Genomic DNA, 22486 nt, shown 5'->3' on the forward strand with positions numbered 1-22486 from the left:
AGACATATAAAAAGCCCACATTCTATCAAGAGAATGTGGGGGTTTTTAAAAAAAGGTCATGCATATCAAGACACTGATAACGATGAGCAAAAGATACATATAGTCGATCCATGAAGTGCTGATGACATGATAATACGTCCGCTCCCTCTCACCCGTGAAGCCTCTTGCTTCCATCGCAATGGCCAAACGTTCTGATTTTCGTACGCCCTGTGTAAAAAGTGGCAGTGCATAACGCATAAAGGCTTTCCAGCTGTTTTTTTGCTTATAGCCTCTGATTTTATGTGCCGCCTTCATTTGCTTTAATTCACTTTGAAATAACGGAATAAACCGGAAGCCAGCAAGCATTCCATACGCCCATTTTGGCGACATTTTGCACTGATGAATGAGGCTCATCATAAATGCTGTCAAATCTGTTGTGGACGTAAACAAAAGACCGAATGTCACAAAGCCAAGCATTCTGAGAGCGATGGTGAGTCCATTTCTTAAACTCTCCTCTGTCATATGAAACCATGCCCATTTCCAAACAGTATGATCCCCCTTGCCAAAGGCCGCCATCATCCAAAACACGAGAATAAAAAAGAGCAGATAAGGGACAAGCCTTGTGAAAAGATACTTCAAATTCCATCCGCCTAAGACAAGTCCAACACAAAGTGCAAACAGCCAGATGATGAAGGTTGTTTTAGGATCAGATATCGCCATGAGACAACACATTGCAAGCAGATGAGCGAGTAATTTGATGACTGGATTCACAGTGGAAAGAAAGGAGTGATTACTTTGCAATCGTCAGCACGTCCTTTCTTTCAGCCACATAGCGATAATGCAGCGGGGCTCTCAGCTGATAAGCATCGACAAGTTCCTGATTTGAAAACAAATCATAAGGCGTGCCATCATAAACATGCTTTCCTTGATGAAAAAGAAGCACTTGATCGGCACACTCATCGACAAGGTCCATATCATGTGTGACCATTAAAATTGTGGTACCTTGGCGTTGACGCTCTTTCAAGCGCCTGATTAATTCCTTCGCTGTTCTTTCATCCTGTCCGAAAGTTGGTTCGTCTAACAATAGGACATCCTGATCAAAAAGGAGCATTGTGGCCACACTCAACCTTCTTTTTTGGCCTAAGCTTAAAGTGAAAGGATGAGCTTTTGCATGTTTTTCTAAACCGAACTCTTTCAATAGCTGAATTGTTTTTTCTTGCACAACGGATTCTGGCCAATTACGCTGCCTTCCACCAAATGCAATTTCATCGAACACTGTATCTTGTATGAATTGAAGCTCCGGATTTTGAAACACAAAGCCTGCTTTTTCATATAGTTCTCGGTCAGACCACTGTTTTAGAAGCGTCTCTTTTAAAAAAATACGGCCTTTTTTCGCAGGCTCTAAACGAACCAAATGTTTAAGACATGTACTTTTCCCGCTTCCATTTTCCCCAATGATCGCCACCCAATCCCCTGCTTTGATATCAAGCTGAAGATCATTCATAATCCTTTTTTTCCCGTAGCTTAATTGAAGATCTTCTGAGCGAATGATGGTCTCACGCTCAGTCGACGGCACTTGTTTATGCTGCTCTTTTCTCGTTTCAAAGGTTTGCTTAAGCGTGTGACTCATCGGATGAAATGGATCTTGAAGGATCGTAGACCATTTCTCGGGAAATAATTTCGGCCGCCAAATTCCTGCCTCTTTCATTTCTTTTTCATATGTCACGAGCACATCTTTTGGAGAACCATCTGCTAAAATGCTGCCTTGATCGTCTAATAAAATCACCCGGTCCATCCATTCGATGACTCCATCTAACACATGCTCTACAAAAATCATCGTTTGCCGCTCATCAGTTGCAAGCTGCTGTAGAAGTTGAAATATCTCCATTCTGCCTGCTGGATCAAGCTGTGCGGTCGGTTCATCAAAGAACAGCACATCTGGCTCTAATGCTAGTAAACAAGCAAGCGCCAATCGCTGTTTCATGCCGCCAGATAATGTGTGAATGTCTGTATTCGGATCGACATCGAGTTGAACTTTTTGCATGAGCTGTTGAATGATGCCATCCATCTCGACACGAGGGACGGAGCGGTTCTCTAAGCTAAAGGCAATTTCTTCATTGACGCGATGCATACAAAACTGGGAATCAGGGTCCTGAAACATGACGCCTGTATGTCTTTGCAATATCACTTCACCCTGCATGTCAGCTTCTAAATGTTCTGGAATGATGCCAGCCAGAACGGAGATGAGCGTGGATTTACCGCTGCCGCTTGGTCCTAAAATAAGCACCTTTTCTCCTTTTTGAATGGAAAGAGAGATTTGATGCAAAACGGGCTGAGGCTGTTCATAAAATCGGACAGTGAGATTATTGCACGCGAGAAATGAATCCATGCTGTTCACCTTTGTTTCGTTTTTCTTTCATGATGGCATATTGATTTAGTACACCGGTTTTAGATAATGCGTCCACCACTACTTTCGCTAAACATCCGCCCAGTATCATTCCGCTAATGATTTGAGTCATCAGTGTGATGAGTAAAACTTGAGGCGTGTAATAACCAAAGCCGTTTGCGACGAGGCTGTAAGCCATTGCTCCAACAGCTGCAAAGGCACCTGACAGCATCAGTGTCCACATGCGATATTGTTTATAACCAAAAAGAGCAAAGGCGATTTCTGCCCCAAGTCCTTGGCATACACCAATCAGCAGGGCTGAAAGACCGAAATGGCTACCTGTCAATAATTCCACAGCGGCAGCGGCTGTTTCTGCAATCAGGGCAGCTCCCGGCTTTTGGATGATATACGCGACGATTGGACTGGCAATTACCCAAATGCCAAACATGATGTTGCCTCCTGCTGGGCCAACAAGTGCTGTAATGGGTAAGTAAAGTGTGGACCATCCTAAATAGATGACACCACATGCAACGGATAAAATGACAGCAAGGACAACTTCTTTCATCTTCCATGTCATGATGAATGCACCTCCAATGGAACTGGCCAATCTTCCACCGTAAACGCCATGTCCCAAAACTTGTACTCAAGCTGACAGCTTAAGATAAAGTGCTGTTTCATTTTTTCCTTTTCTTTCTCACTTGCTGCTTCCGCCAGCTGATCGAGCCGCTTGCAAAGCTCTACTGTAATAGAGTCGGTTAGCCCTCCATAAAATGTGATCCATTCATAAAACGGATGTGATGGGTGAGGCTGCACATCTGCGAGCATTCGTTTTCCAATTTCCCAATATGTCCAAGGGCATGGAAGCAGGACAGCGATGATTTCCCCAAGCGTGCCTTCCTTGGCGACTTGCAGCATATGATGGATATAGTGATGAGCACTCGGAGCAAGCGGGGCACCTTGGAGCTCATCATAAGATACACCTGCCACTCGGCAAAGATTTTGATGAGGGTGTGTCTCACTATCTAGTACAAACGCAATCTGCTGATGGAAGAAAGAAATATCTTCTTTGTCTGCACATCTGCTAAGAGCCGCTGCATAAATTTTAATAAAAGCATGTAAGTATTCTGCATCTTGTTTGACGTAATGGATGATCTGTTCCTTTTCCAGCTTTCCTGCTGCCAGCCCTCTGACAAACGGATGCTGATAAATAGCTTCAAATAATGGTTCTGTTTCTTCTCTTAATTGCGCTGAAAACGTCATAAAAAAAGCCTCCTCTTCTTCAGTTGAATAAATGAAAAAGCCACCCCGAATGGAGCGGCCTTCTTATCAATTCAATCATGAATAAGACGAGGTCCAGCTCCACTTCCCTCCGCTAGTACAAACTAGATCAGGTTCAAAGGGTCCAAGATTTCCTCTTGTCTCAGTCATACATGACTCCCCTAGTGGACTTTTGTCATTTAATTATCTTTACTCTACACATGTGGAGATTTGCTGTCAACCGCCTTTCTTAATTCAACGTTCTGATCGTAGGCAGCTTTTCGATCCCTGCAGCATAGTAAAAATTAAGGACACTGAAGAAATCAATTGGTTTTCCCGTTTTCAAATCAACAGCTAAAATATGATCGCCATAATTTGTCATATCATCAATATCTAAACGCCTTGGCGTTGTCTTCCCAAGTGTATCAACGAAGCTACTATGGTAGTATTGCCCGCTAGCAAACGATGATTCATGATACATAAATAACGTCTCCACATCTAAGTAGACGAGAATAGCCTCAGATGAACTCGCATAAGGAGCAGAGTACGATACTGGTGCAGAAATACTTTTCACTTTCACACTTTCAACAGAATGGGTTCTCTGATCATATTTTCCGTCATACGAGAAATAAAATACACGCTCCCATTTATAATCGGCGGTCTTAGATTGTTTGTTATACACTTTAGTCCCATTAGCGAAAACATCCCCATTCGCATACTCAGCTACAAAGTATTGCAAGGTTGAGGAGAGGGAAACAGCCCCAGTGAAATTGGGTGGGTTTTTTGCATTCACTTGTAACGTGTAAGAGTCTCCGAAATCTCCACCGCTTGTGATACCGAATGCGTAGTCACCTGCTGGTAAATTGGTCAAACCAAGGAGACTGCCTGCCGGCTGAATCAAGTCCGTCGGATAAGCTTGTCCAGTTTCATAATCAACAACAAATAATTGTACGAAATAATCGGGATTTGAAGAGGTAATTCGGCTGATGAGTGCCTGAGGTGAAGTCGTACTTAACAACCATAAATCGACTGGGTCATTTTCTGATAAGACAACCGATTGGTTGATGGCTAGTCCATCAATGGAGCGAACAGAAGATGTACGCATCTGACCATCTTTAGCGGCTTTTCGTTTGATACTGATTCCATTTTTCTTATCTACTTTAAAAGATTTTTTTAGCTGCTTCTTTTGGATAGCGGTTCCTTCATCCTGTTTCAAAAACGAGTCTTGCACTTGCTGAATGGCTTTTTCCGTCAGTGGTGACAATTTCCCATCTGATTTCGGTGCTTCTTCTGCTTTTAATGCTGGTGAAAATAAACCTGTTGTGACGAGTAGAATGGATAATAAAGCTGCAGTGATTTTTCCAAAAATTGCTCTCACAGGAACATCCCCTTTTTCCTTAATTGGGTTTTATACCCTGTGAATATTTTACCATTGTTTTATCCTATTTTTGGACTTTTTTAGGAAATTTTTATGACAAAAAAAACAGCCGTTTTTGCTACGACTGGTTTTTTGATCACTTTATGAAATGGTTTTAACAAACAGGCGTGCTGTTTCTGCACTAGACCCTGGGTTTTGTCCAGTAATGATTTGTCCGTCAACTACAGCGAATGGCGCAAAGGCATCTCCTTTTTCAAACGCTGCCCCTTGCTCACGAAGTTTTGTTTCCAGTAAAAATGGAACTTTTGATGTCAGCTGAACAGCTTCCTCTTCTTCGTTTGTGAAGCCTGTCACTTTTTTACCTTCGATAAATGATTTTCCATCTTGATCCTTCACATCAATGAATGCTGAAACGCCGTGACAAACAGCTCCGACTGCACCATTTTTGTTTGAAATAGCTAAGATTGCATCAGCTACCAGTTGATTAGACGCAAAATCGATCATTGGACCGTGTCCTCCCGCAAAGAAGATGCCATCATAATCAGCTGGGATCACATCTGTAAGCGCCTTTGTGTCTTGAAGTAATTCATATACATCTTCATATTGCGCTGGAACACCTTCTGGAATTGAATTTTTATCAATCGGGACAGTTCCACCTTGAATAGAGACTATTTGAACATCTAGTTCATTTTCTTTAAAAATATGAAACGGCTCTGCCAATTCTTCTAGCCATAAGCCTGTTGGATGTCCGTTCATTTCTGAACTGCTTGTCGATACTAATAACACTTTCTTACTCACCTTGATCATCCTTTCGATTTATCATGTGGCTATTTTACATTTTGCACAATTAAATATCAAGCAATTGAACTTCGATGTAACTCTTTATGGTATACCCGATTTCCTGAAAATTATGGCATGACATCAAATCTAATCAATATGTCACATTCTATTGGCAGGGAATTTCATGTAAAATTGTCATTGAGTGATATCATATGAAGTAAGATGGATAGACCTCACGGATGTAAGGGGACTTTTAAAGGAGTGGAAAAGAGATGAAAACCTATTCGATTGTGATGATCATCATCACGCTCTGTATCATATTGGCTGTCTTTTTGATGAACTTAACAGGGGTCATGTATGGAAAAATTATTTTGGCTGTTGCCGTTGCACTATGTCTAACATCCATTATTCGTCTGATGGGTCTTCGAAAAAGATAAAAACCGCCCTTCACTAGAGCGGTTTTATTTATGGTTAAATTGCTAGGATAAGCGCAATTAACGCAAGAAGCGCTGGTACTCCTTGCTTGACAATAATTGATTTATTAGAGGTCACACCGCCAAATACTGCAGCGATGATCACACAAAGAATGAAAAATAGCTGAATCATATATCCAACAGTATTCGATCCGAGAATGAGACCCCAAATCAGTCCTGCAGCTAAAAACCCGTTATAAAGCCCCTGATTGGCAAACATCACTTTTACATTTGGGTCCTTTTGCAAGTGTTCTGGCAGCTTAAAGGATCTCTTTGCCATCTTTGATTCCATAAAAAACATTTCTAATAACATAATGACAAGGTGTTCTAATGCGACAATTCCTACTAGTATTATTGCTAAAATATTCAATTTAGTTAATTCCTTTCTGATAGACGATCACGAATCTCTATTTTATCCGTGTATAAATCAAAGTCTTGTATTAATTCGAGCGCTTCAGTAAAGCGGCTTTGTGGAATGTCTTTCATTTTCCTCACACCAAACTCCTTTTTAATAAAAGCCATGATGGTATTGATATGAAGCTTACCGTGACCATCATACTCCAAATGGCTGCAAAAAGTCTGCATCGTCCCTCTTATCACCTTTAATTGCTTAGCAGTGACACAACTCATTGGTAACGCTCATCCTTTCCTTTGTTTTAACAGCTAAAAAGAACCATGTATGAAAGAAAAACCTTCCAGTCTCTATTATATAATGATTTCATTCGGATATCAAAATAAAAAAGAACAGACATTCGACCAAAAAGCCGCCTTTTTCATCAAAAACAGTTTATTATCACATCAAAAAGCCGGATTCAATGGTAGAATCCGGCTTTCTATTTAGTTACTTTTAGAAATTAATACCTTTCCAACAGAACGATCCTTACTTTGTCCAACAACTTTAAAGGATAGACCGTATGTTGGGACGTCACGCCCTGCATCTGGATTGTTTGGATTCACATAATTCTTTTTATCACTAAATGTACGAGTCGGGCGAATATAGCGATCTACCAATGTTAAGCCAGTTGTCGCTGTATAATCAATATTGAGCTTCGTACTTGGATTCAAAGAAAATGCGGCATCATGTACTTGGAAACCTGTAGCAGCAATGGAGCCGTCACTCCACTTCAATACTTGCTGATCTGCATCTACTACCCCAAGGAAACCGTTCCCTGGGTGTTTTCCTACCCAGTTATCACTGTAGGATTGATCGACATACCACACGACCAAACCGTTATTATAGCTCATGAGGCTTGCTCCTCGTTTGATATGCTTTAACCCTTTATCGACATCAGCATATGAGCGCCACTCTAGTAAATAATATTGTGCTGCATATTGTTTTCCATTCGATTTCGAGAATCCGTTAAAGGTGAAAGTAGACGTGCCCTCGGCATCATCTGACCACACTTTCGTCCCATCTGCAGTGATGTTTAAATCATCTACAAATAACCCTGGCAATGAATAGCCTGCATCGGTTGTGTAGCGGAATTGCAGGTCAATTTTCTTCCCTGCATAGGCAGAAAGATCAAAGGCTGCATCTACCCATCCGTCTGATTTTCCATCAATTCCATTGCCTTCGTTCGCTCCAGCTTCATTTCGATCATTCGTGATGTTACCAGCAATGGTCTTCCACTGATCAGTTCCTGTTTCACGAACTTCTACATACGCATAGTCATAATTCTCTTCGATATCGTACCATGCTTTAAATGTCAGCTCTGCTTTGCTCCCTTTCGACAAATCGATACCTGTTGTCGTCATGGTCGCATTTAAATTGTCACCCGTTCCGCTAAAGTACGCATTTTGTCCTTGAGCAGGTTTTGTGACCACAATCTCTTTATCTGGTAAATCCACTCGAACCGCATCATGGTTCGTTCCTTTTGTTGCTGCTTCATCAATCAGCACTGTTTTGCTTTTCTTTAATGTTTTACCATCAATGGTTTGTCCAGTAAGCCAGTTACCGCCATGCAAGTTTTGAAGCATTTCTTTCGCATATGGACTAAAGCCTGTTGGTTCCGTACCAGGGACTTTACCTGCCCAGCTTCCGCTTGACATGATCGACCAGTAGGAAACAGGTTCGCCTCCGCCTGTGTACTGTGTATCGTACTCATCAGGAAGACCAAGATCATGTCCGAATTCATGTGTGAATACGCCTGCCGCGCCATCTTCAGGCTCAATGGTGTAATCTAACGCGCCTAATTTTCCGCCTTGTCCGACTTCAGATTCAGTGTTTGGAATTTCAAATACATCACCAAGTGACCAGCGGTGCGACCAAATCGCATCAGAGCCAAGCTGTCCGCCGCCAGCTTCTTCACCTACGCCAGCATGAACGACCATCAGATGGTCAATGATGCCGTCTGGTTCGTTATAAACGCCGTCGCCATCCATATCATATCGATCCCATTGATCATATTCACCGAGATCAATGTTCGGGTCCTTTGCTGCTGCTTCTAGTGCTTCTTTCACCAATTCACGCGGTCTGCCGTCACTGCCTGATTCATCAGGTACATTCCCGCCATAATAAGCTGCTTCATGCTTCGCTGTATACCAGCCAGCAACCGTTCCACTGATCGTGTAACTGCCGCCAGACTGCTTTTCATAATATTGCTTCATGGATACTTTTCGTTTCCCATCTGGACCGATGTAGCCATTTTTTCCGAAAAGCATGTCTTGATAGTGCTGTTGATCGTACTTGTCATAGTACATATCAGTCTCTTCTTTTTTAATACTATTATGCTTATAATCTTTAAAATCTACTAATAACACCAATACCTTATCATTGCGAACTTCGCCTTTATACTTTTCCTTTTTGACCGGTTTTACATGATTGCTTTCTTTTCCTTTATGCTTCTTTAACTTTTTATTTTTAGCTAATTTGTTATGTACCTTTTGTTTGTATTCTTTCAGAAATTCAGGCTCTTCTGTTAAAGTGCTTGCACTTTGTTTCATAGCAGATTCTTCTTTTTTCTTAAGATAGTTCTTTAGTGCTTTTTGGGTTTCCGCTTCATTGGCATTCTTTTTGATCTTTCCTTGTTTTTTCAAGGCTTTGATGAGACGGTCTTCATTCACGACACTTGCATCAAATGGAATACCTGAATAATGACCGCCATCTGAGGATGTTAATTTCTCTGTGGTGTGGGCAGATAGAGGGGTGCTGAAAGCTGCCAATGTACCTAAACTGAGGACAGCCGTTAGTGCAATACTCGTCCATTTCCCTTTTTTCATATTGGTTCCTCCCTAATTTGGTAATAAATAATATCTAATTCTAGCATATTCCAATATACTTAAGTCGAAAAACATTTTATTTTCAGAAACTTTGTGGAAAATGCACAATACGGGAATGAAATGGGTGGAACAAGCTGTCGAAAACAAAAGAACCCTAGGCGATAACCGCCTAGGGTGTTTGTTGTTTTACTATGAAAGTTGCTGGCCTTGAAAGGCAACAACGTCAAGTGGAGCGGCTAAGAATTCTTTTGCTTTCGCGACGAAAGCTTGGAAATGAGCACTCGCATTATGACTCTGAACCGCAGCGTCATCTTTCCACACTTCTACCATTAAGAAGGTATTTTCCTTATCTGTATCCTTGAACAGCTTGTAGGATACATTGCCTTCTTCCGCTTGTGAAGCTTTCATTAATGCATTGATTTCTTCTAGAAATACGTTTTCTTTTTCTGGATGAATGGTCATCCCTGCATGAATAATAATCATCTAATCGTCTCCTTTTTAAAAAATATTATTTCCACTCTGTAATGCGTTCAATCGGTAAGCGGTAAGATGCATAACCTTCGTCAGCAGCTTTCCCAATTGATAACAGCATCACTGGTACATAACGTTCTTTATCCCAGCCAAATGTTTCAGCGATGACTTCTTTATCAAATCCGCCAATCGGGTTTGTATCATAGCCATGAGCACGAGCAGCAAGCATCAGCTGCATAGACACAAGTCCACCGTCAATTAAGATCGTTTCACGATTCACTTGCTCTGGAAGAGCTTCAAAATGTGCAGTTAATGCAGCAATTTGTCTTTCTTTTACTTCTTGCGGCATGTAGCCATTTTCTACTGCTTTTGAATAAATTTCTTCTAAGTATTCATTGTTTTTCATATCTGCAAACACTGCGATGACAGCTGATGATGTTGCCACTTGTGTTTGGTTGAATTTTGCAAGTGGAGCAAGCTTTTCTTTTCCTTCTGGGCTGTCTATGACCATGAAGCGCCAAGGCTGTGCATTCACTGATGATGGTGCAGTTGTTGCTTCTTCTAGAATCTCTGCCATTTCTTCTTTGCTGATTTTCACAGCTGGGTCATAGTTACGAATGGAGCGGCGTCCTTTCATAATTTCCATAAAATCGTTTGTTTTTAATGTTGTAGCCATGTTGAAACACTCCTTTAGGTTGTTTGAATCTTTTCGATGTTTTGTTGTATTCGGATGAGCACATCAGTGAGAAGCTTTCGTTCTTCGTCACTTACGTTTTCAAGCATTTCTGAGATAAATCGTTCTTTTTCTTTTTTAGAAGCTTCGATTCTCGTTCTGCCTTCTTCTGTCAGACGAACAAGCGTGACTCGATTATCTTCTGGCTTTCTTCTGCGCGTGACCATTCCTTTTGTTTCTAACTGTTTTAAGTGACGCGTCACAGCCGCACTATCAATATTTACTTTTTTCTGCAAATCTGACTGGCTGATTTCGTCTGCTTGAAATAACAGTGATAGCAACTCTAGTCTTGATTGGCTGATGCCCGTGCATGCTTCGAACTTCACGCCCATCATACGGTTCACGCACTGCAAACGGTATAATACCTCTGCTTCTTCAGAGCAAAATGCAGTCAATGCCATCCCCTCTTTTCTATTCAGATCAATTAGTTGATATATCAATCATTGACTCGTCAACTAATATACACCCATTATTTCATGATTGCAAGAGGTTTGTTTCATAAAGTGAAATTTTTTATCTCAATAGAAAAAGACGAGCTGAACGCCCGCCTTTTTAAACACCATACAGGTGGGAATCCCCACCTAAATCTTACATAAAAAAAGGACAAAAGCGACGAAGCACTTTTGTCCTTTTTTCTTTATTCTGTGATCACCGTGTGAATGAGAGTTGGTGCATCAGCATGATCTGCGATGCGGATGTTGTCATAAATTTTCTCCATGACATTCGCAACATCTTCACGATTTGCATGAAGTGTCACGAGTGAATCTCCTTTTTCAACACGATCGCCGACTTTTTTGTTCAGCATGATACCAACAGATAGGTCGATATCGTCCTCTTTTGTTGCACGCCCTGCTCCAAGAATCATCGCTGCAACACCGATTTCGTCTGCGACGATTTCAGCAACGACACCTGCTTCTTTTGCAGGAACTTCGATTTGGTAAGGGGCTTGCGGCAGTTTTTCTGGTTGATCTACAATCGAGCCGTCTCCACCTTGGTTTTCTAAGAATTCCTTGAATTTCTCAAGTGCTTTACCGTTTTTCATGACTTCAATTAGCTTTTCTCTTGCTTCATCAAGCGTTTCTGCTTTTTTCGCAAGAACGACCATTTGACTTCCTAAAGTGAGCACAAGCTCGTTTAAGTCTTCAGGGCCTTCGCCTTTAAGTGTGTCAATCGCTTCTTTCACTTCAAGGGAATTTCCAATCGCTAATCCTAACGGCTGAGACATATCAGAGATGACAGCCATCGTTTGTCTGCCAACGTTGTTTCCGATGCGGACCATGGCTTTTGCAAGCTTCTCAGAGTCTTCAGGTGTTTTCATGAAGGCACCTGCACCTGTTTTCACATCTAATACGATCGCATCTGCGCCAGCAGCAATTTTCTTACTCATAATCGAGCTTGCAATGAGCGGAATTGAGTTAACGGTTCCTGTCACATCACGAAGGGCATAAAGCTTTTTATCCGCTGGTGTCAGGTTGCCTGATTGACCAATGACCGCTACTTTATGACGGTTCACGAGCTCGATGAATTCATCTTTTGTAATTTCTACGTGGAAGCCTTTTACCGCTTCAAGCTTATCCACTGTACCGCCTGTATGTCCAAGACCGCGGCCAGACATTTTCGCAACAGGTACATCAAGTGCAGCCACAAGAGGAGCAAGTACAAGCGTTGTTGTATCACCTACACCGCCTGTTGAGTGCTTGTCTACTTTAATGCCCTCAATGGCAGACAGGTCAATCGTGTCTCCTGAGTTCGCCATAGCGAGCGTTAAGTCAGCACGTTCTTGATCCGTCATATCTTGGAAGAAAATCGCCATAGCCAAGGCACTTGCTTGGTAGTCAGGAATTGTTCCGTCCGTATATCCTTTGACAAAGAAAGAAATTTCCTCTGAAGATAATTCTTTTCCGTCACGTTTTTTCGCAATGATATCTACCATTCTCATTGTTTTCACCATTCCTTTTTTTAAATTAGTAAATCAAACCAACAACGCCTGCTGTTAAGAAGCTGACAAGTGTTGCACCAAATAGCAGCTTTAATCCAAAGCGTGCAACAACGTTTCCTTGTTTTTCGTTTAAGCCTTTGACTGCTCCAGCAATGATACCGATAGAAGAGAAGTTCGCAAATGATACAAGGAATACAGAAATGATCGCTTCTGTACGAGCAGTGAAATGCAGACCGTCTCCAGATAGAGCGAGCATCGCCACAAATTCGTTAGATACCATTTTGGTTGCCATAATACTTCCTGCTTGTACCGCTTCACTCCAAGGTACACCAACAAGGAAAGCAAATGGTGCAAATACATATCCAAGTACATCTTGGAAAGAAACACCGATGACAGCTGTGAAAATGCCATTAATCATCGCAATTAATGCAACGAATCCAATCAACATCGCAGCGACAACAATTGCTACTTTGAAACCATCCATAATATATTCGCCAAGCATTTCAAAGAAGGATTGCTTTTCTTCTTCAACGACTTCGAGCATGTCTTCGTCCTTAGCTACTTCATATGGATTGATAATAGACGCGATAATAAATCCACCAAATAGGTTCAGCACAAGTGCTGTGACCACGTATTCTGGTTTAATCATTTGCATGTACGCACCGACAATGGACATTGAAACAGTCGACATCGCAGATGCACACAATGTATAAAGACGCTGTTGAGGTAATAATCCGAGCTGTTTCTTAATGGAAATGAAGACTTCGGATTGACCTAAAATCGCTGACGCCACTGCGTTGTACGATTCTAATTTCCCCATTCCATTGACTTTACTAAGCAAGTATCCAATTCCGCGTACGATCAACGGAAGGATACGCCAATGCTGCAAAATACCGATCAATGCTGAAATAAAGACGATCGGCAGTAAGACGTTGATGAAGAAAGTTGATGCATTATCATTCATTAATCCGCCAAATACGAAGTTGATTCCTTCACCGGCATAGCCTAAAAGCATTTGGAATCCTTTTGCAAAGCCCCCGACTAGGAAGTTCCCAACACCTGTATTGAGCAGAATATAACCTAAAATAAATTGCAGTACAATCATGACAATTACTGGACGGAATTTTACTCGTTTTTTGCCGTTACTAGCAAGCCATGCAATGGCGAGAATCACCAGCAAACCGATGATACCAATCACGTATTTCATGTTTTTCCTCCTCGAATGAATTCGTTTACATTAATGCGCTTGTATGGAACAAACCCTATTTCGTAAACAAAGTGCGGAAGAAATTCCCAGAAGTGAGATCCTTCCGCATATGACTTTTTCATTATTTATGAGTCACGAATGTTATCCTACCATAGGATCGTATGAATTAATAGTCTTTCGAAGGAGCTGATTGATCCCCTTTGATAATAGAAACGCCTGCACTCGCACCAATTCGGGTAGCGCCTGCAGCTAGCATTGCATCAACATCTTCTTTTGTTCTCACGCCGCCTGATGCTTTCACACCAATGTCAGGTCCTACTGTTTTACGCATTAATGCGATATCCTCAGCAGTCGCACCGCCTGTACTAAATCCAGTCGATGTTTTCACAAAATCAGCGCCAGCTTTCACTGAAAGCTCACAAGCTTTGACTTTCTCTTCATCTGTGAGTAAACACGCTTCAATAATGACTTTCACAAGTGCTTTCCCTTTTGCCGCGTCTACAACTGCACGAATATCTTGCTCAACTGCATCATATTCGCCGTCTTTCAATGCCGCGATATTGATGACCATGTCCACTTCGGTTGCACCGTTCTCAATGGCATCCTTTGTTTCAAATGCTTTCACTGCTGTTGTGTTTGCACCTAGAGGGAAACCGATGACTGTACAAACATCAACACCTGTTCCTGCTAGTTCTTTCGCCGCAAGAGACACCCATGTTGGATTCACACAAACAGATGCGAACTGATGAGTCTTTGCTTCTTCAAGTAACTGCATGATTGCAGCTTTCGATGTATCTGGTTTTAGTGCTGTATGATCAATGAGCTTTGCTATCGTCATGCTTACACTTCCTTTTATTTATGATACTTTCATCATATATGACCGATGAACAATTGTAAACATAGTTATGAAATTTTGTTCATCTATTTTGTGACATTTAAAAGAGCCTTTGCTGTATGCTGATCAATAATCAATACGTTCGCATATTTTCCTCTTAGTGCCCCGTGGATAGAAGCAACCTTGCGATGTCCACCAGCAACAAGAATAGAACGTTCTTTTGTCCTTAAATCATCAAGCTCCACGCCAATCGTACGGTTGTTAATCGCTTCACTGCAAATGCGTCCTTCTTGATCATAAAAGCGCGAACAGATGTCGCCAACGCTGGTTGCTTTGAGCAGTGCTTTTTCTTCTTCACGGAAGTAACCAAGTCTAAACAAAAGGGCCTCGTCTCTTACCGTTCCAACAGTGAACACAGCAATATTCGCCTGTTTGCCCATTTCAATGATGCGCTGAATATGTCTGTCCTGTTCAACCATCTCTTTGACGGCAGCACTGTCAAATACAACAGGAAGCGGCAAATAGCGGGGTGCTGTTTGAAAGGCCTCGGCAAACAGCTGGATGGTTTCCGCAGAATATGTATTCACATGGGAGTGGCTAATCCCACCCTTCAGCTGGACAACTTCTACACCTTTGACCTGTTTAGGTTGCATCTTTTGGGCAATTTGATACATGGTAGTTCCCCAGCTCACCCCAACGATATCACCGTCTTTTACTGTGTTTTGCAAGTACTCGGCACCAAATTGGCTCAAGTATTCGGTGATCGTTGGATAATCATCTTTGGGCGAAAATACCACATGAGCTTCGAGCAGGTCATATTTTTCCTTAAGCAATGAAGACAGCTCATTCAAGTCTTCAAACGGGTCCATTACCGTTATCTGGACGTACCCCTTCTCCTTTGCATATTGAAGCAGCCGAGATACAGTTGGTCTCGACAGGTCGAGCTGTTTGGCAATTTCCTGCTGGCTGTAATCTGATAAATAATATAGCCTTGCCGCTTCAATACTCAGTTGTTGTTTCTCCCGATCCATTCGTACGCCTCCTTTTTTCTTCTATCATAACAAATTGTTCAAACTATCATGCACAAATGTTCATTTAAAGAAAATCGTATAGGCGGCTTGGAAGGTCTCATTCTTCTCTAAAGTTTGAATACCGAACTTTTCCTTGTACTGCCCGTTCGTCCCTTCAACATCGGCAATACCGTACCAAGGCTCAATACAAACAAAAGGAGCCATTGTGCCATTTTCTTGATGATAAGGTGACCAAATACCAACGAACGGAAAACCAGTGAGATCAACCTCAACCCCGTGACCTGCCTGAGACGTCAATGACACTCGATTGATATGACTAAAGATCATCGCATCATGCTGAAAAAGTTCTGGTCGAAGCTGAATTGGTTGAAGCTGAATGCTTTTTTCTTTCTCCCTGACAAGTGAATTTTTCAGTTCATATTGGACAGGAAGATGCTCAGTAGAAGGCGTCAATGTCAGAGAGTAATCTGCTGTGCGCTCTCCTTCAGCAAGCGGGACTTGGAATGCAGGGTGGCCTCCGATGGAGAAATACATCGTGTCATCCCCGGCATAATCAATTTCCCAGGAAATCGTCAGACCATTTTCTGATAGCTCGTACCGAATACGTGCGGTAAATTCATAAGGATACTGCTCGATGTGACGGCCTTTTGATTCATATTGAAAGGTCACTGTATGTTTCGTTTCTTCATGTAAATCAAAATCAACATCACGCAAGAATCCATGCTGCGTGAGCTCATAGGTTTGATCACCTATCTTATATTGGTCATTCTTTAATCGTCCAACAATCGGGAATAAGACAGGCGACACCCTGCCCCAGTAAGCAGGATCGCCAGACCACATATATTGACGTCCACTTTCCTTGTGAAGCACCTCTCTGACCTCGGCACCTCTCTCATTGATTTGAATCAATAATTGATTATTTTCAAGTCTTCTCATTTCACACATCCCCTTTCCATCTTCTTTTATTATGACAGGGATTTTGGTTTTGAGTATAAAAGAGTTATTTATAATAAAAAAGACTTCTCCCTTCTAGGGAAAAGCCTTTAAAATAACTTATTCATCATCTTCTTGTATAGTCCATTTAAGACCTTTGATTTGTTTTAAACTCTCAATTTCTTCTTCGTTTTCAGGAAAAATATAGCTCTCCTCTTCATGTGAGCTTGAAACCATCCACTCTTTTCCATTTTTGAAGAATGATAAATCCTCCAGTAAATTAGGGTGAACCCACCCGTATAGAGAGTTCGAAAGTTCTTTTAACAAATTTTTTGTGTGTTCATTGGCATAATAATAATAAACATAAGCTGTTTGACCATCTCCTAGAATCGTGGTAGCCCACTCAGACTCTTCCTTCATTTCTTTAAGAGATGGTGAAAGTTTATTTAGAATTTCACGATAATCATCAAAATCAGCTAAATCTTTTCTAAAAACTAATTGGAATTCATCACATACTTCACAACATAAATCGATGAGCGCATTGTATTCCTTGTTTCTTGGTTGACGATTAAGAACAATCATCGAAAACCTCCTCTATCTGGATTTCTTATCTAGGAGCGCCAAAAAAAGCATGTGCTCCAGTTCTTTCATATTTACCTTTTAATTTATAAACTGGATGATAGTGATAGTGTTTATTTTTGCCTTTTTTGTCAATTTCCGCACCTATTACTTTTCCAATCGGACTGGCTGCTTTAGCAATAGATTGTGCATTGCTTTTGGAAGTAGACCATGTATCTTTTTTCTGAGCTAATCTTTTTACAGCGTTTGCTCGACTTATACCTTTTCCAATAAACAAATGAGGTTTATCTTTGTCTCGATAAGCAATAAAGTGATTATGTTTATTGTCTTTCCTTTTTATAAATTCAGAATAAGCAATATAGGTAACACCTACTACTGTTACTGCAAGTCCCAAAGCTAATAAATGTTCTAATAGAACTGCACCAATAGCAATACCAATAGGAATAACAAATGCAAAAGATGCTTGAATATCTTCAGAGTTCACTTCATATTTCTTATCATCTTTTGTATCTTTAAACGTAACATCTAAATTATCATTTATAAGTGTCTGCAAGTCAACTTCATAATCCTTTGAAACCTTTTCACCTTCACTACTAATTTCTTCAGTTTTATAACTGATTTCTGTTGTTTCTTTATTTAGAGTTAGAATACCAGTTACTCCGTCTTGCTCCTGTGAAATTATATATTTTTCATTACTATCTTCTAAAACATGAAAATCTTTTGTGGTAACAGCCTCTGTTTTATTCGGAAATTGGAAAAACAAAGTTATAACCAGCGATAGACATATAACAATTGAGAATAACTTACTTATTTTATTCATCCTAAACTAAACCTCCGAGTTTCTTGTTTATCAATACCATTTTTTTAAGATTTTATATATTTGTTGGTTTAAACTTTCTTCAGAATTAATATTAAAACGTTCCCGGTACTGTAATATTAAGCTTACTACACCTGTAATATGAGCACTCGCTAAAGAGGTGCCACTTTCAATCGCATAGTTGTTATGAGGCCTTAGAACTGGTATATCTACACCAGGAGCAGCAAAATTGTAATTTCCTTTAGATGAAAATTCAGCTACCTTCTTATGCTTATCCACAGCGGTTACAGAAAAAACATTCTCATAAGCAGCTGGGTAATCCATTTTCCTTCCATACTTATTACCAACAGCAGCTACTATAATTATGTTTCTTTGTATTGCTTTGTCTATAATCTTCTTAACAGATGGATCATCTTTCATTAATCCAAAACTAGCATTGATAACATCAATTTTATTATCAATACACCATTGAACAGCTTTGACAAAATTTTTTATTGAACCCTTGCCTTTTGAATCTAGAATTTTAACAGGATATAACTCTACATTCTGTGTTATACCCACAAGTCCAATTTCATTATCATTAGCTGTGATTATTCCAGCTACAGCAGTTCCGTGCCCTAAACTGTCCTCCTGTTCTCCTCCTGTACCAATTGTGTTAAGTCCTTTTTTAACTTTACCTACCAAATCAGGGTGTGTCCCATCTATCCCACTATCAATTATTGCTATTCGTACACTTTCTCCTTCCCTATTATTTTCCACATATTTTTTTGTTAACTTTATGCTCCATGGAATCTGTTGATGAATATTACTAGTGTAGTTTAAATTTTTCGAGTGCAATTCAAAGCACTTAAAATAAATTAAAAGAACTATTAATATTATCAAAAATCTCTTTATCAAACTATTGATTCATCACCACTCCTTTTTTCATATATTATTCTATATTATGGTTTTTAGTCAATATAAAACCAGATATGTTATATATTAATATTTTGGTTTACAATAAAAATTTATTGAATAAATTCAAACTAAATATTATGCGTTGACGTCTATTATATATACAATATATGAGTAACCATTATTAAATACAGGTTTCTTTACAATTGATGGGGGATTCATTTTCATGAACAGCAAGGAGAATCGTTTACGTTATATATTAGGATTGGATGGGCTAAGAGCCGTTGCTGTATTGGCGGTCATTGCTTATCACTTACATATTGGACCTGCGAGCGGCGGGTTTCTTGGCGTTGATTTGTTTTTTGTAATCTCTGGTTACTTGATCACGACGATCTTGTTACATAAACAGGATCTAAGCTATCAAGAGCTTTTGCCATTTTGGATGGGCCGGATCAGAAGGCTTCTTCCTGCTGCATATGTGATGATTTTCTTAACCGTCAGCTGGTGTGCGATTGCGGGCTCGAATGCACTATTGTCCATTCGTGGCGATGCCTTATCGTCCTTTTTTTATGTCAGTAACTGGTGGTACATCTTCCATCAGCTGTCTTATTTTGATAGCTTCAATGCTGTATCTCCACTGAAAAATTTGTGGTCTTTGGCGATAGAAGAGCAATTTTATATCATTTGGCCGGTACTACTGATTGCAGGTCTAAAATGGGTGAAAAATAGATCCCATCTGCCAATGATCACCTTTGGCCTTGCACTTGTCTCCGCCTTATGGATGGCGATTCTTTATTCACCAGATACGGACCCAAGCAGGGTTTATTATGGAACAGATACTCGTGCATTTGCACTTCTGATTGGGTGCAGCCTGGCATTTGTATGGCCCATGCAAAGACTGTCCAGCAAAAAGCTACTTCCTGTTGGCAAACGTATTTTACATATCGCTGGTTTTGGTTCGTTTGCGATTTTTCTTCTATGTGTTTATGCAGTGGACGAATTTGACGGTTTCCTCTATCAAGGCGGCATGCTTTTATTCTGTCTGAATGCGGCGATTTTAATTGCGTGTATCTGTCACCCTGCAAGCCTACTAGGAAAATGGCTCTCCTATCAGCCACTCGTCTGGCTTGGAAAGCGTTCTTATGGTATTTACCTGTGGCATTATCCCATCATCGTGCTGACCACTCCTGTCATTGAAATTGGACAGCCTTCTATAGGGCGTGTCGTATTGCAGGTCATTGCCATTTTACTCATTGCAGAGGCTTCTTACCGCTTCATCGAGCAGCCGATTCGCCGGCTTGGCTTCAGACAATATTTTGCCTCTTGGTCTATTTGGAAAAAGGGGTTCAAACAATGGTCTACGTCTCATAAAGTGTTCCTTGGAATCACTGCAGCTCTTTTGATCTTATTTACCATTGGCATGTCCAGCTCGACCCATACATCTCCACATGCCAAGGAAGTGACACAAATTAAGACGGCACCGAAAAAGGCAGGAGACTCTGCTGAATCAAAAACGAAGAAAAAGAAAGAAACACACGAGAAGAAAGCAGATCAGAAGCAGTTTCACCAAATCCTTGCTATTGGTGATTCCGTCATGCTAGACATAGCGCCGAATCTTGAAAAAGCATATGCACAAATCACCATCGATGCAAAGGTTGGCAGACAAATGAACGAAGCCGTCAGCATCGCTCCTCAGTATGCTTCATTTAATCAATCTAATGCCGCTGTTATTATTGAGCTTGGCACGAATGGCTATTTTACTGAGGGCACATTGACCGAATTTATTCAGCAATTTTCAAATGCGCACATTTTCCTTGTGAACACAAAAGTCCCAAGGTCTTGGGAAAAGGATGTGAATGCCGTCATTCAGCGAGTAGCCGATCAACATTCCAATGTGACCCTGATCGATTGGCATTCAGCCGCTACCGGACAGCCATCTTATTTTCAGCCTGATGGTGTTCACCTTTCAACAAAAGGCTCTGACACATTGACCCAGCTCATTACAGCGAGCATCAAGAAAAAAGGAGATGTGTCATCGCCATCATAGAAGACTAGCATCCTGTGAAGAAATTTGTGCAATTGCTCTACTAATAATAGAAGATTAAAAAAAAGACATGCTTTCCCATGATTGGGGGCATGTCTTTTTTGTGATGGATGGCAGGAGCATCTGCACTCGGAGCTGCATTATGTTTTACTTTTAAAAGACCAAACTATGACAGGTATGAGAATTAACGATAAAATTCCTCCACTTAAAGATAATGCAGCATAACTCGTATTCGCAACGATCATTCCTGAAAGAGCACCGCCAGAAGCACCTGCTAACGCAACAAAAACATCGAGTGTTCCTTGGGTTTTTGCCCGGGTTGATGGGTCTGTAGAATCAACTATTTGAGCAGTACCACTAATTAAACCAAAGTTCCATCCCAATCCAAGTAAAGACAGAGCAATGATTAATAGAATCATTGAATCACTTGGTGCGAATGCTGCTAATAAACCAGCAAGTAACAATGTGATGCCCGACGCTATGCTCATAGCTGTTCGCCCTAGTTTATCTACAAGTACACCCGTGATAGGTGAAGGAAGATACATCGCACCTATATGGAAACCAATTACAATGCCCACTTCGGCTAATCCATAACCATGATGCTGCATATGCACCGGTGTCATGGTCATGAGTGCAACCATGACGATTTGAGTTAAAATCATAACCGTGGCACCTACTGTAAGCCCTTTTCTATCTATTTTTTGATCAGCAGAATCTCGTTGATTTCCATGCCCATGCTCTGCTTTGTAAGCTGCTATTTTTTGGGCAATGACTAACGGATCAGGACGCAGCAGAATAAAAAGGACAAGACCTGCTACAATAAATGCTGCTGCTGATAAAATAAAGGGACCCGCAAGTGCTGGAACATCAATTGATACTGCAAATTTACCCATCATTTCAACTAAATTCGGACCTGCTACTGCTCCAAATGTTGTCATGACCATTGTCATACTAATTGCAGTTGCACGTTGTTTAGAATTCGCTAAGTCAGTCCCAGCATAACGAGCTTGTAAATTTGTGGATGTTCCTGCGCCGTAAATGAAGAGCGATGCAAATAATAAAATGACACTATTCATCATAGCTGCAATCACAACACCAATTGCTCCTAGCCCTCCAGCAACAAAACCTGTCGATAAACCGATGCGCCGTCCATAACGTTGCGAAAGCTTTCCTACAATGAAAGCTGACACAGCTGACCCCAAAGTAAATAAAGCGATTGGGACTCCTGCATAGGCTTCAGTTCCAAGCATTTGTTGAGCTAAAAGTGCACCTACCGTAATTCCTGCGGCTATACCAGCCCCTCCAAATATTTGCGATAGACTGACAACGAACAATACTCGTTTATATAATTTTTTCAATTTTTGGGGTGAATCTATATAATTCTTCACTACATCTTGTTCTGTATCTAACACTTGTAAACACCCACTTGAGATTTATTTGCAAAATGTAACCATTATATCAGTTCAGCCTACAATCCTCGATTCGAATCTTTTTCACTCTCGGCCTTTAACATTGAGGACAACTTGTTTTT

General features: G+C 40.8%; 23 protein-coding genes and 1 riboswitch. Of the genes, 2 read left to right on the forward strand and 21 right to left on the reverse strand.

What is annotated here, in order from left to right; genetic code table 11:
* Nucleotides 1-45: 45 nt before the first annotated feature.
* The 6 genes from SB660_RS04280 to SB660_RS04305 all read right to left on the reverse strand — a co-directional run bounded on the left by SB660_RS04280 (nt 46) and on the right by SB660_RS04305 (nt 5798).
* The gene (locus SB660_RS04280) at nt 46-780 is read right to left on the reverse strand and encodes an energy-coupling factor transporter transmembrane component T family protein (RefSeq protein ID WP_058013314.1); all 735 of its coding nucleotides are present in this window, start codon (nt 778-780) and stop codon (nt 46-48) included.
* A complete protein-coding gene (locus SB660_RS04285; RefSeq protein ID WP_339164498.1) occupies nt 770-2368 on the reverse strand; it encodes an ABC transporter ATP-binding protein in 1599 nt (532 codons plus the stop codon). The genes SB660_RS04280 and SB660_RS04285 overlap by 11 nt, the downstream gene beginning before the upstream one ends.
* Nucleotides 2343-2942, reverse strand: coding sequence for an ECF transporter S component (locus SB660_RS04290; protein ID WP_058013312.1), 600 nt, complete (start codon nt 2940-2942; stop codon nt 2343-2345). Before SB660_RS04290 ends, SB660_RS04285 begins: the two co-directional genes overlap by 26 nt.
* Complete coding sequence (gene tenA / locus SB660_RS04295) at nt 2939-3625, reverse strand: thiaminase II (protein ID WP_180309824.1); 687 nt, start codon at nt 3623-3625, stop codon at nt 2939-2941. The genes SB660_RS04290 and tenA overlap by 4 nt, the downstream gene beginning before the upstream one ends.
* Nucleotides 3626-3712: 87 nt before the next feature.
* Nucleotides 3713-3816, reverse strand: a riboswitch (TPP riboswitch).
* Between the two features lie 56 nt (nt 3817-3872).
* A complete protein-coding gene (locus SB660_RS04300) occupies nt 3873-5000 on the reverse strand; it encodes a hypothetical protein (RefSeq protein WP_058013310.1) in 1128 nt (375 codons plus the stop codon).
* A gap of 141 nt (nt 5001-5141) precedes the next feature.
* The gene (locus SB660_RS04305; protein ID WP_339164502.1) at nt 5142-5798 is read right to left on the reverse strand and encodes a type 1 glutamine amidotransferase domain-containing protein; all 657 of its coding nucleotides are present in this window, start codon (nt 5796-5798) and stop codon (nt 5142-5144) included.
* A gap of 254 nt (nt 5799-6052) precedes the next feature.
* Between SB660_RS04305 and SB660_RS04310 the strand changes: the two genes are divergently transcribed.
* On the forward strand, nt 6053-6217 hold the full coding sequence (locus tag SB660_RS04310) for a hypothetical protein (RefSeq protein ID WP_003214630.1): 165 nt from the start codon (nt 6053-6055) through the stop codon (nt 6215-6217).
* A 34-nt stretch (nt 6218-6251) separates the two neighbouring features.
* Here SB660_RS04310 and SB660_RS04315 read toward each other — a convergent pair whose 3' ends face one another.
* The 14 genes from SB660_RS04315 to SB660_RS04380 form a co-directional block, all read right to left on the reverse strand.
* Nucleotides 6252-6623 carry a DUF1304 domain-containing protein gene (locus SB660_RS04315; protein WP_003215243.1) on the reverse strand — a complete coding sequence of 124 codons (372 nt, stop codon included), beginning with the start codon at nt 6621-6623 and terminating at the stop codon, nt 6252-6254.
* A gap of 5 nt (nt 6624-6628) precedes the next feature.
* Nucleotides 6629-6883 (reverse strand): ORF6C domain-containing protein, encoded by a 255-nt coding sequence (locus tag SB660_RS04320; RefSeq protein ID WP_012011773.1) that lies wholly within the window; start codon nt 6881-6883, stop codon nt 6629-6631.
* A 207-nt stretch (nt 6884-7090) separates the two neighbouring features.
* Nucleotides 7091-9472 (reverse strand): immune inhibitor A domain-containing protein, encoded by a 2382-nt coding sequence (locus tag SB660_RS04325; RefSeq protein WP_410581512.1) that lies wholly within the window; start codon nt 9470-9472, stop codon nt 7091-7093.
* A gap of 189 nt (nt 9473-9661) precedes the next feature.
* Nucleotides 9662-9955 carry a putative quinol monooxygenase gene (locus SB660_RS04330; protein WP_058013306.1) on the reverse strand — a complete coding sequence of 98 codons (294 nt, stop codon included), beginning with the start codon at nt 9953-9955 and terminating at the stop codon, nt 9662-9664.
* A gap of 25 nt (nt 9956-9980) precedes the next feature.
* The gene (locus SB660_RS04335) at nt 9981-10619 is read right to left on the reverse strand and encodes a nitroreductase family protein (RefSeq protein WP_323639783.1); all 639 of its coding nucleotides are present in this window, start codon (nt 10617-10619) and stop codon (nt 9981-9983) included.
* 14 nt (nt 10620-10633) lie between these two features.
* Nucleotides 10634-11077: a MarR family transcriptional regulator gene (locus tag SB660_RS04340; RefSeq protein WP_008345718.1), complete on the reverse strand. Its 444-nt coding sequence runs from the start codon at nt 11075-11077 to the stop codon at nt 10634-10636.
* 236 nt (nt 11078-11313) lie between these two features.
* Entirely contained in the window at nt 11314-12615 is a 1302-nt protein-coding gene (locus SB660_RS04345; protein WP_012011779.1) for a pyrimidine-nucleoside phosphorylase, read from the reverse strand.
* Between the two features lie 25 nt (nt 12616-12640).
* A complete protein-coding gene (locus SB660_RS04350) occupies nt 12641-13822 on the reverse strand; it encodes a NupC/NupG family nucleoside CNT transporter (RefSeq protein WP_088002690.1) in 1182 nt (393 codons plus the stop codon).
* Nucleotides 13823-13988: 166 nt separating this feature from the next.
* Nucleotides 13989-14660, reverse strand: a complete 672-nt coding sequence (deoC, locus tag SB660_RS04355) for a deoxyribose-phosphate aldolase (RefSeq protein WP_058013303.1) — start codon at nt 14658-14660, stop codon at nt 13989-13991.
* An 83-nt stretch (nt 14661-14743) separates the two neighbouring features.
* The gene (gene deoR / locus SB660_RS04360) at nt 14744-15688 is read right to left on the reverse strand and encodes a DNA-binding transcriptional repressor DeoR (RefSeq protein ID WP_169056018.1); all 945 of its coding nucleotides are present in this window, start codon (nt 15686-15688) and stop codon (nt 14744-14746) included.
* A gap of 60 nt (nt 15689-15748) precedes the next feature.
* On the reverse strand, nt 15749-16624 hold the full coding sequence (locus SB660_RS04365) for an aldose 1-epimerase family protein (protein WP_061410041.1): 876 nt from the start codon (nt 16622-16624) through the stop codon (nt 15749-15751).
* A 117-nt stretch (nt 16625-16741) separates the two neighbouring features.
* On the reverse strand, nt 16742-17203 hold the full coding sequence (locus tag SB660_RS04370; RefSeq protein WP_058013300.1) for a hypothetical protein: 462 nt from the start codon (nt 17201-17203) through the stop codon (nt 16742-16744).
* Nucleotides 17204-17228: 25 nt separating this feature from the next.
* Nucleotides 17229-18020: an SAR2788 family putative toxin gene (locus tag SB660_RS04375; RefSeq protein ID WP_268497341.1), complete on the reverse strand. Its 792-nt coding sequence runs from the start codon at nt 18018-18020 to the stop codon at nt 17229-17231.
* A 30-nt stretch (nt 18021-18050) separates the two neighbouring features.
* Nucleotides 18051-18914 (reverse strand): S8 family peptidase, encoded by an 864-nt coding sequence (locus SB660_RS04380; RefSeq protein ID WP_058013298.1) that lies wholly within the window; start codon nt 18912-18914, stop codon nt 18051-18053.
* 223 nt (nt 18915-19137) lie between these two features.
* Here SB660_RS04380 and SB660_RS04385 point away from each other — a divergent pair, with 223 nt between their 5' ends.
* Nucleotides 19138-20958 carry an acyltransferase family protein gene (locus tag SB660_RS04385; protein ID WP_410581517.1) on the forward strand — a complete coding sequence of 607 codons (1821 nt, stop codon included), beginning with the start codon at nt 19138-19140 and terminating at the stop codon, nt 20956-20958.
* A 137-nt stretch (nt 20959-21095) separates the two neighbouring features.
* Here SB660_RS04385 and SB660_RS04390 read toward each other — a convergent pair whose 3' ends face one another.
* Nucleotides 21096-22367, reverse strand: a complete 1272-nt coding sequence (locus SB660_RS04390; RefSeq protein WP_169056021.1) for an MFS transporter — start codon at nt 22365-22367, stop codon at nt 21096-21098.
* Between the last annotated feature and the right edge of the window lie 119 nt (nt 22368-22486).

Origin of the sequence: Bacillus sp. SIMBA_005 (assembly GCF_046535585.1) — a bacterium.
In the GTDB taxonomy this organism is placed as follows: domain Bacteria; phylum Bacillota; class Bacilli; order Bacillales; family Bacillaceae; genus Bacillus; species Bacillus pumilus.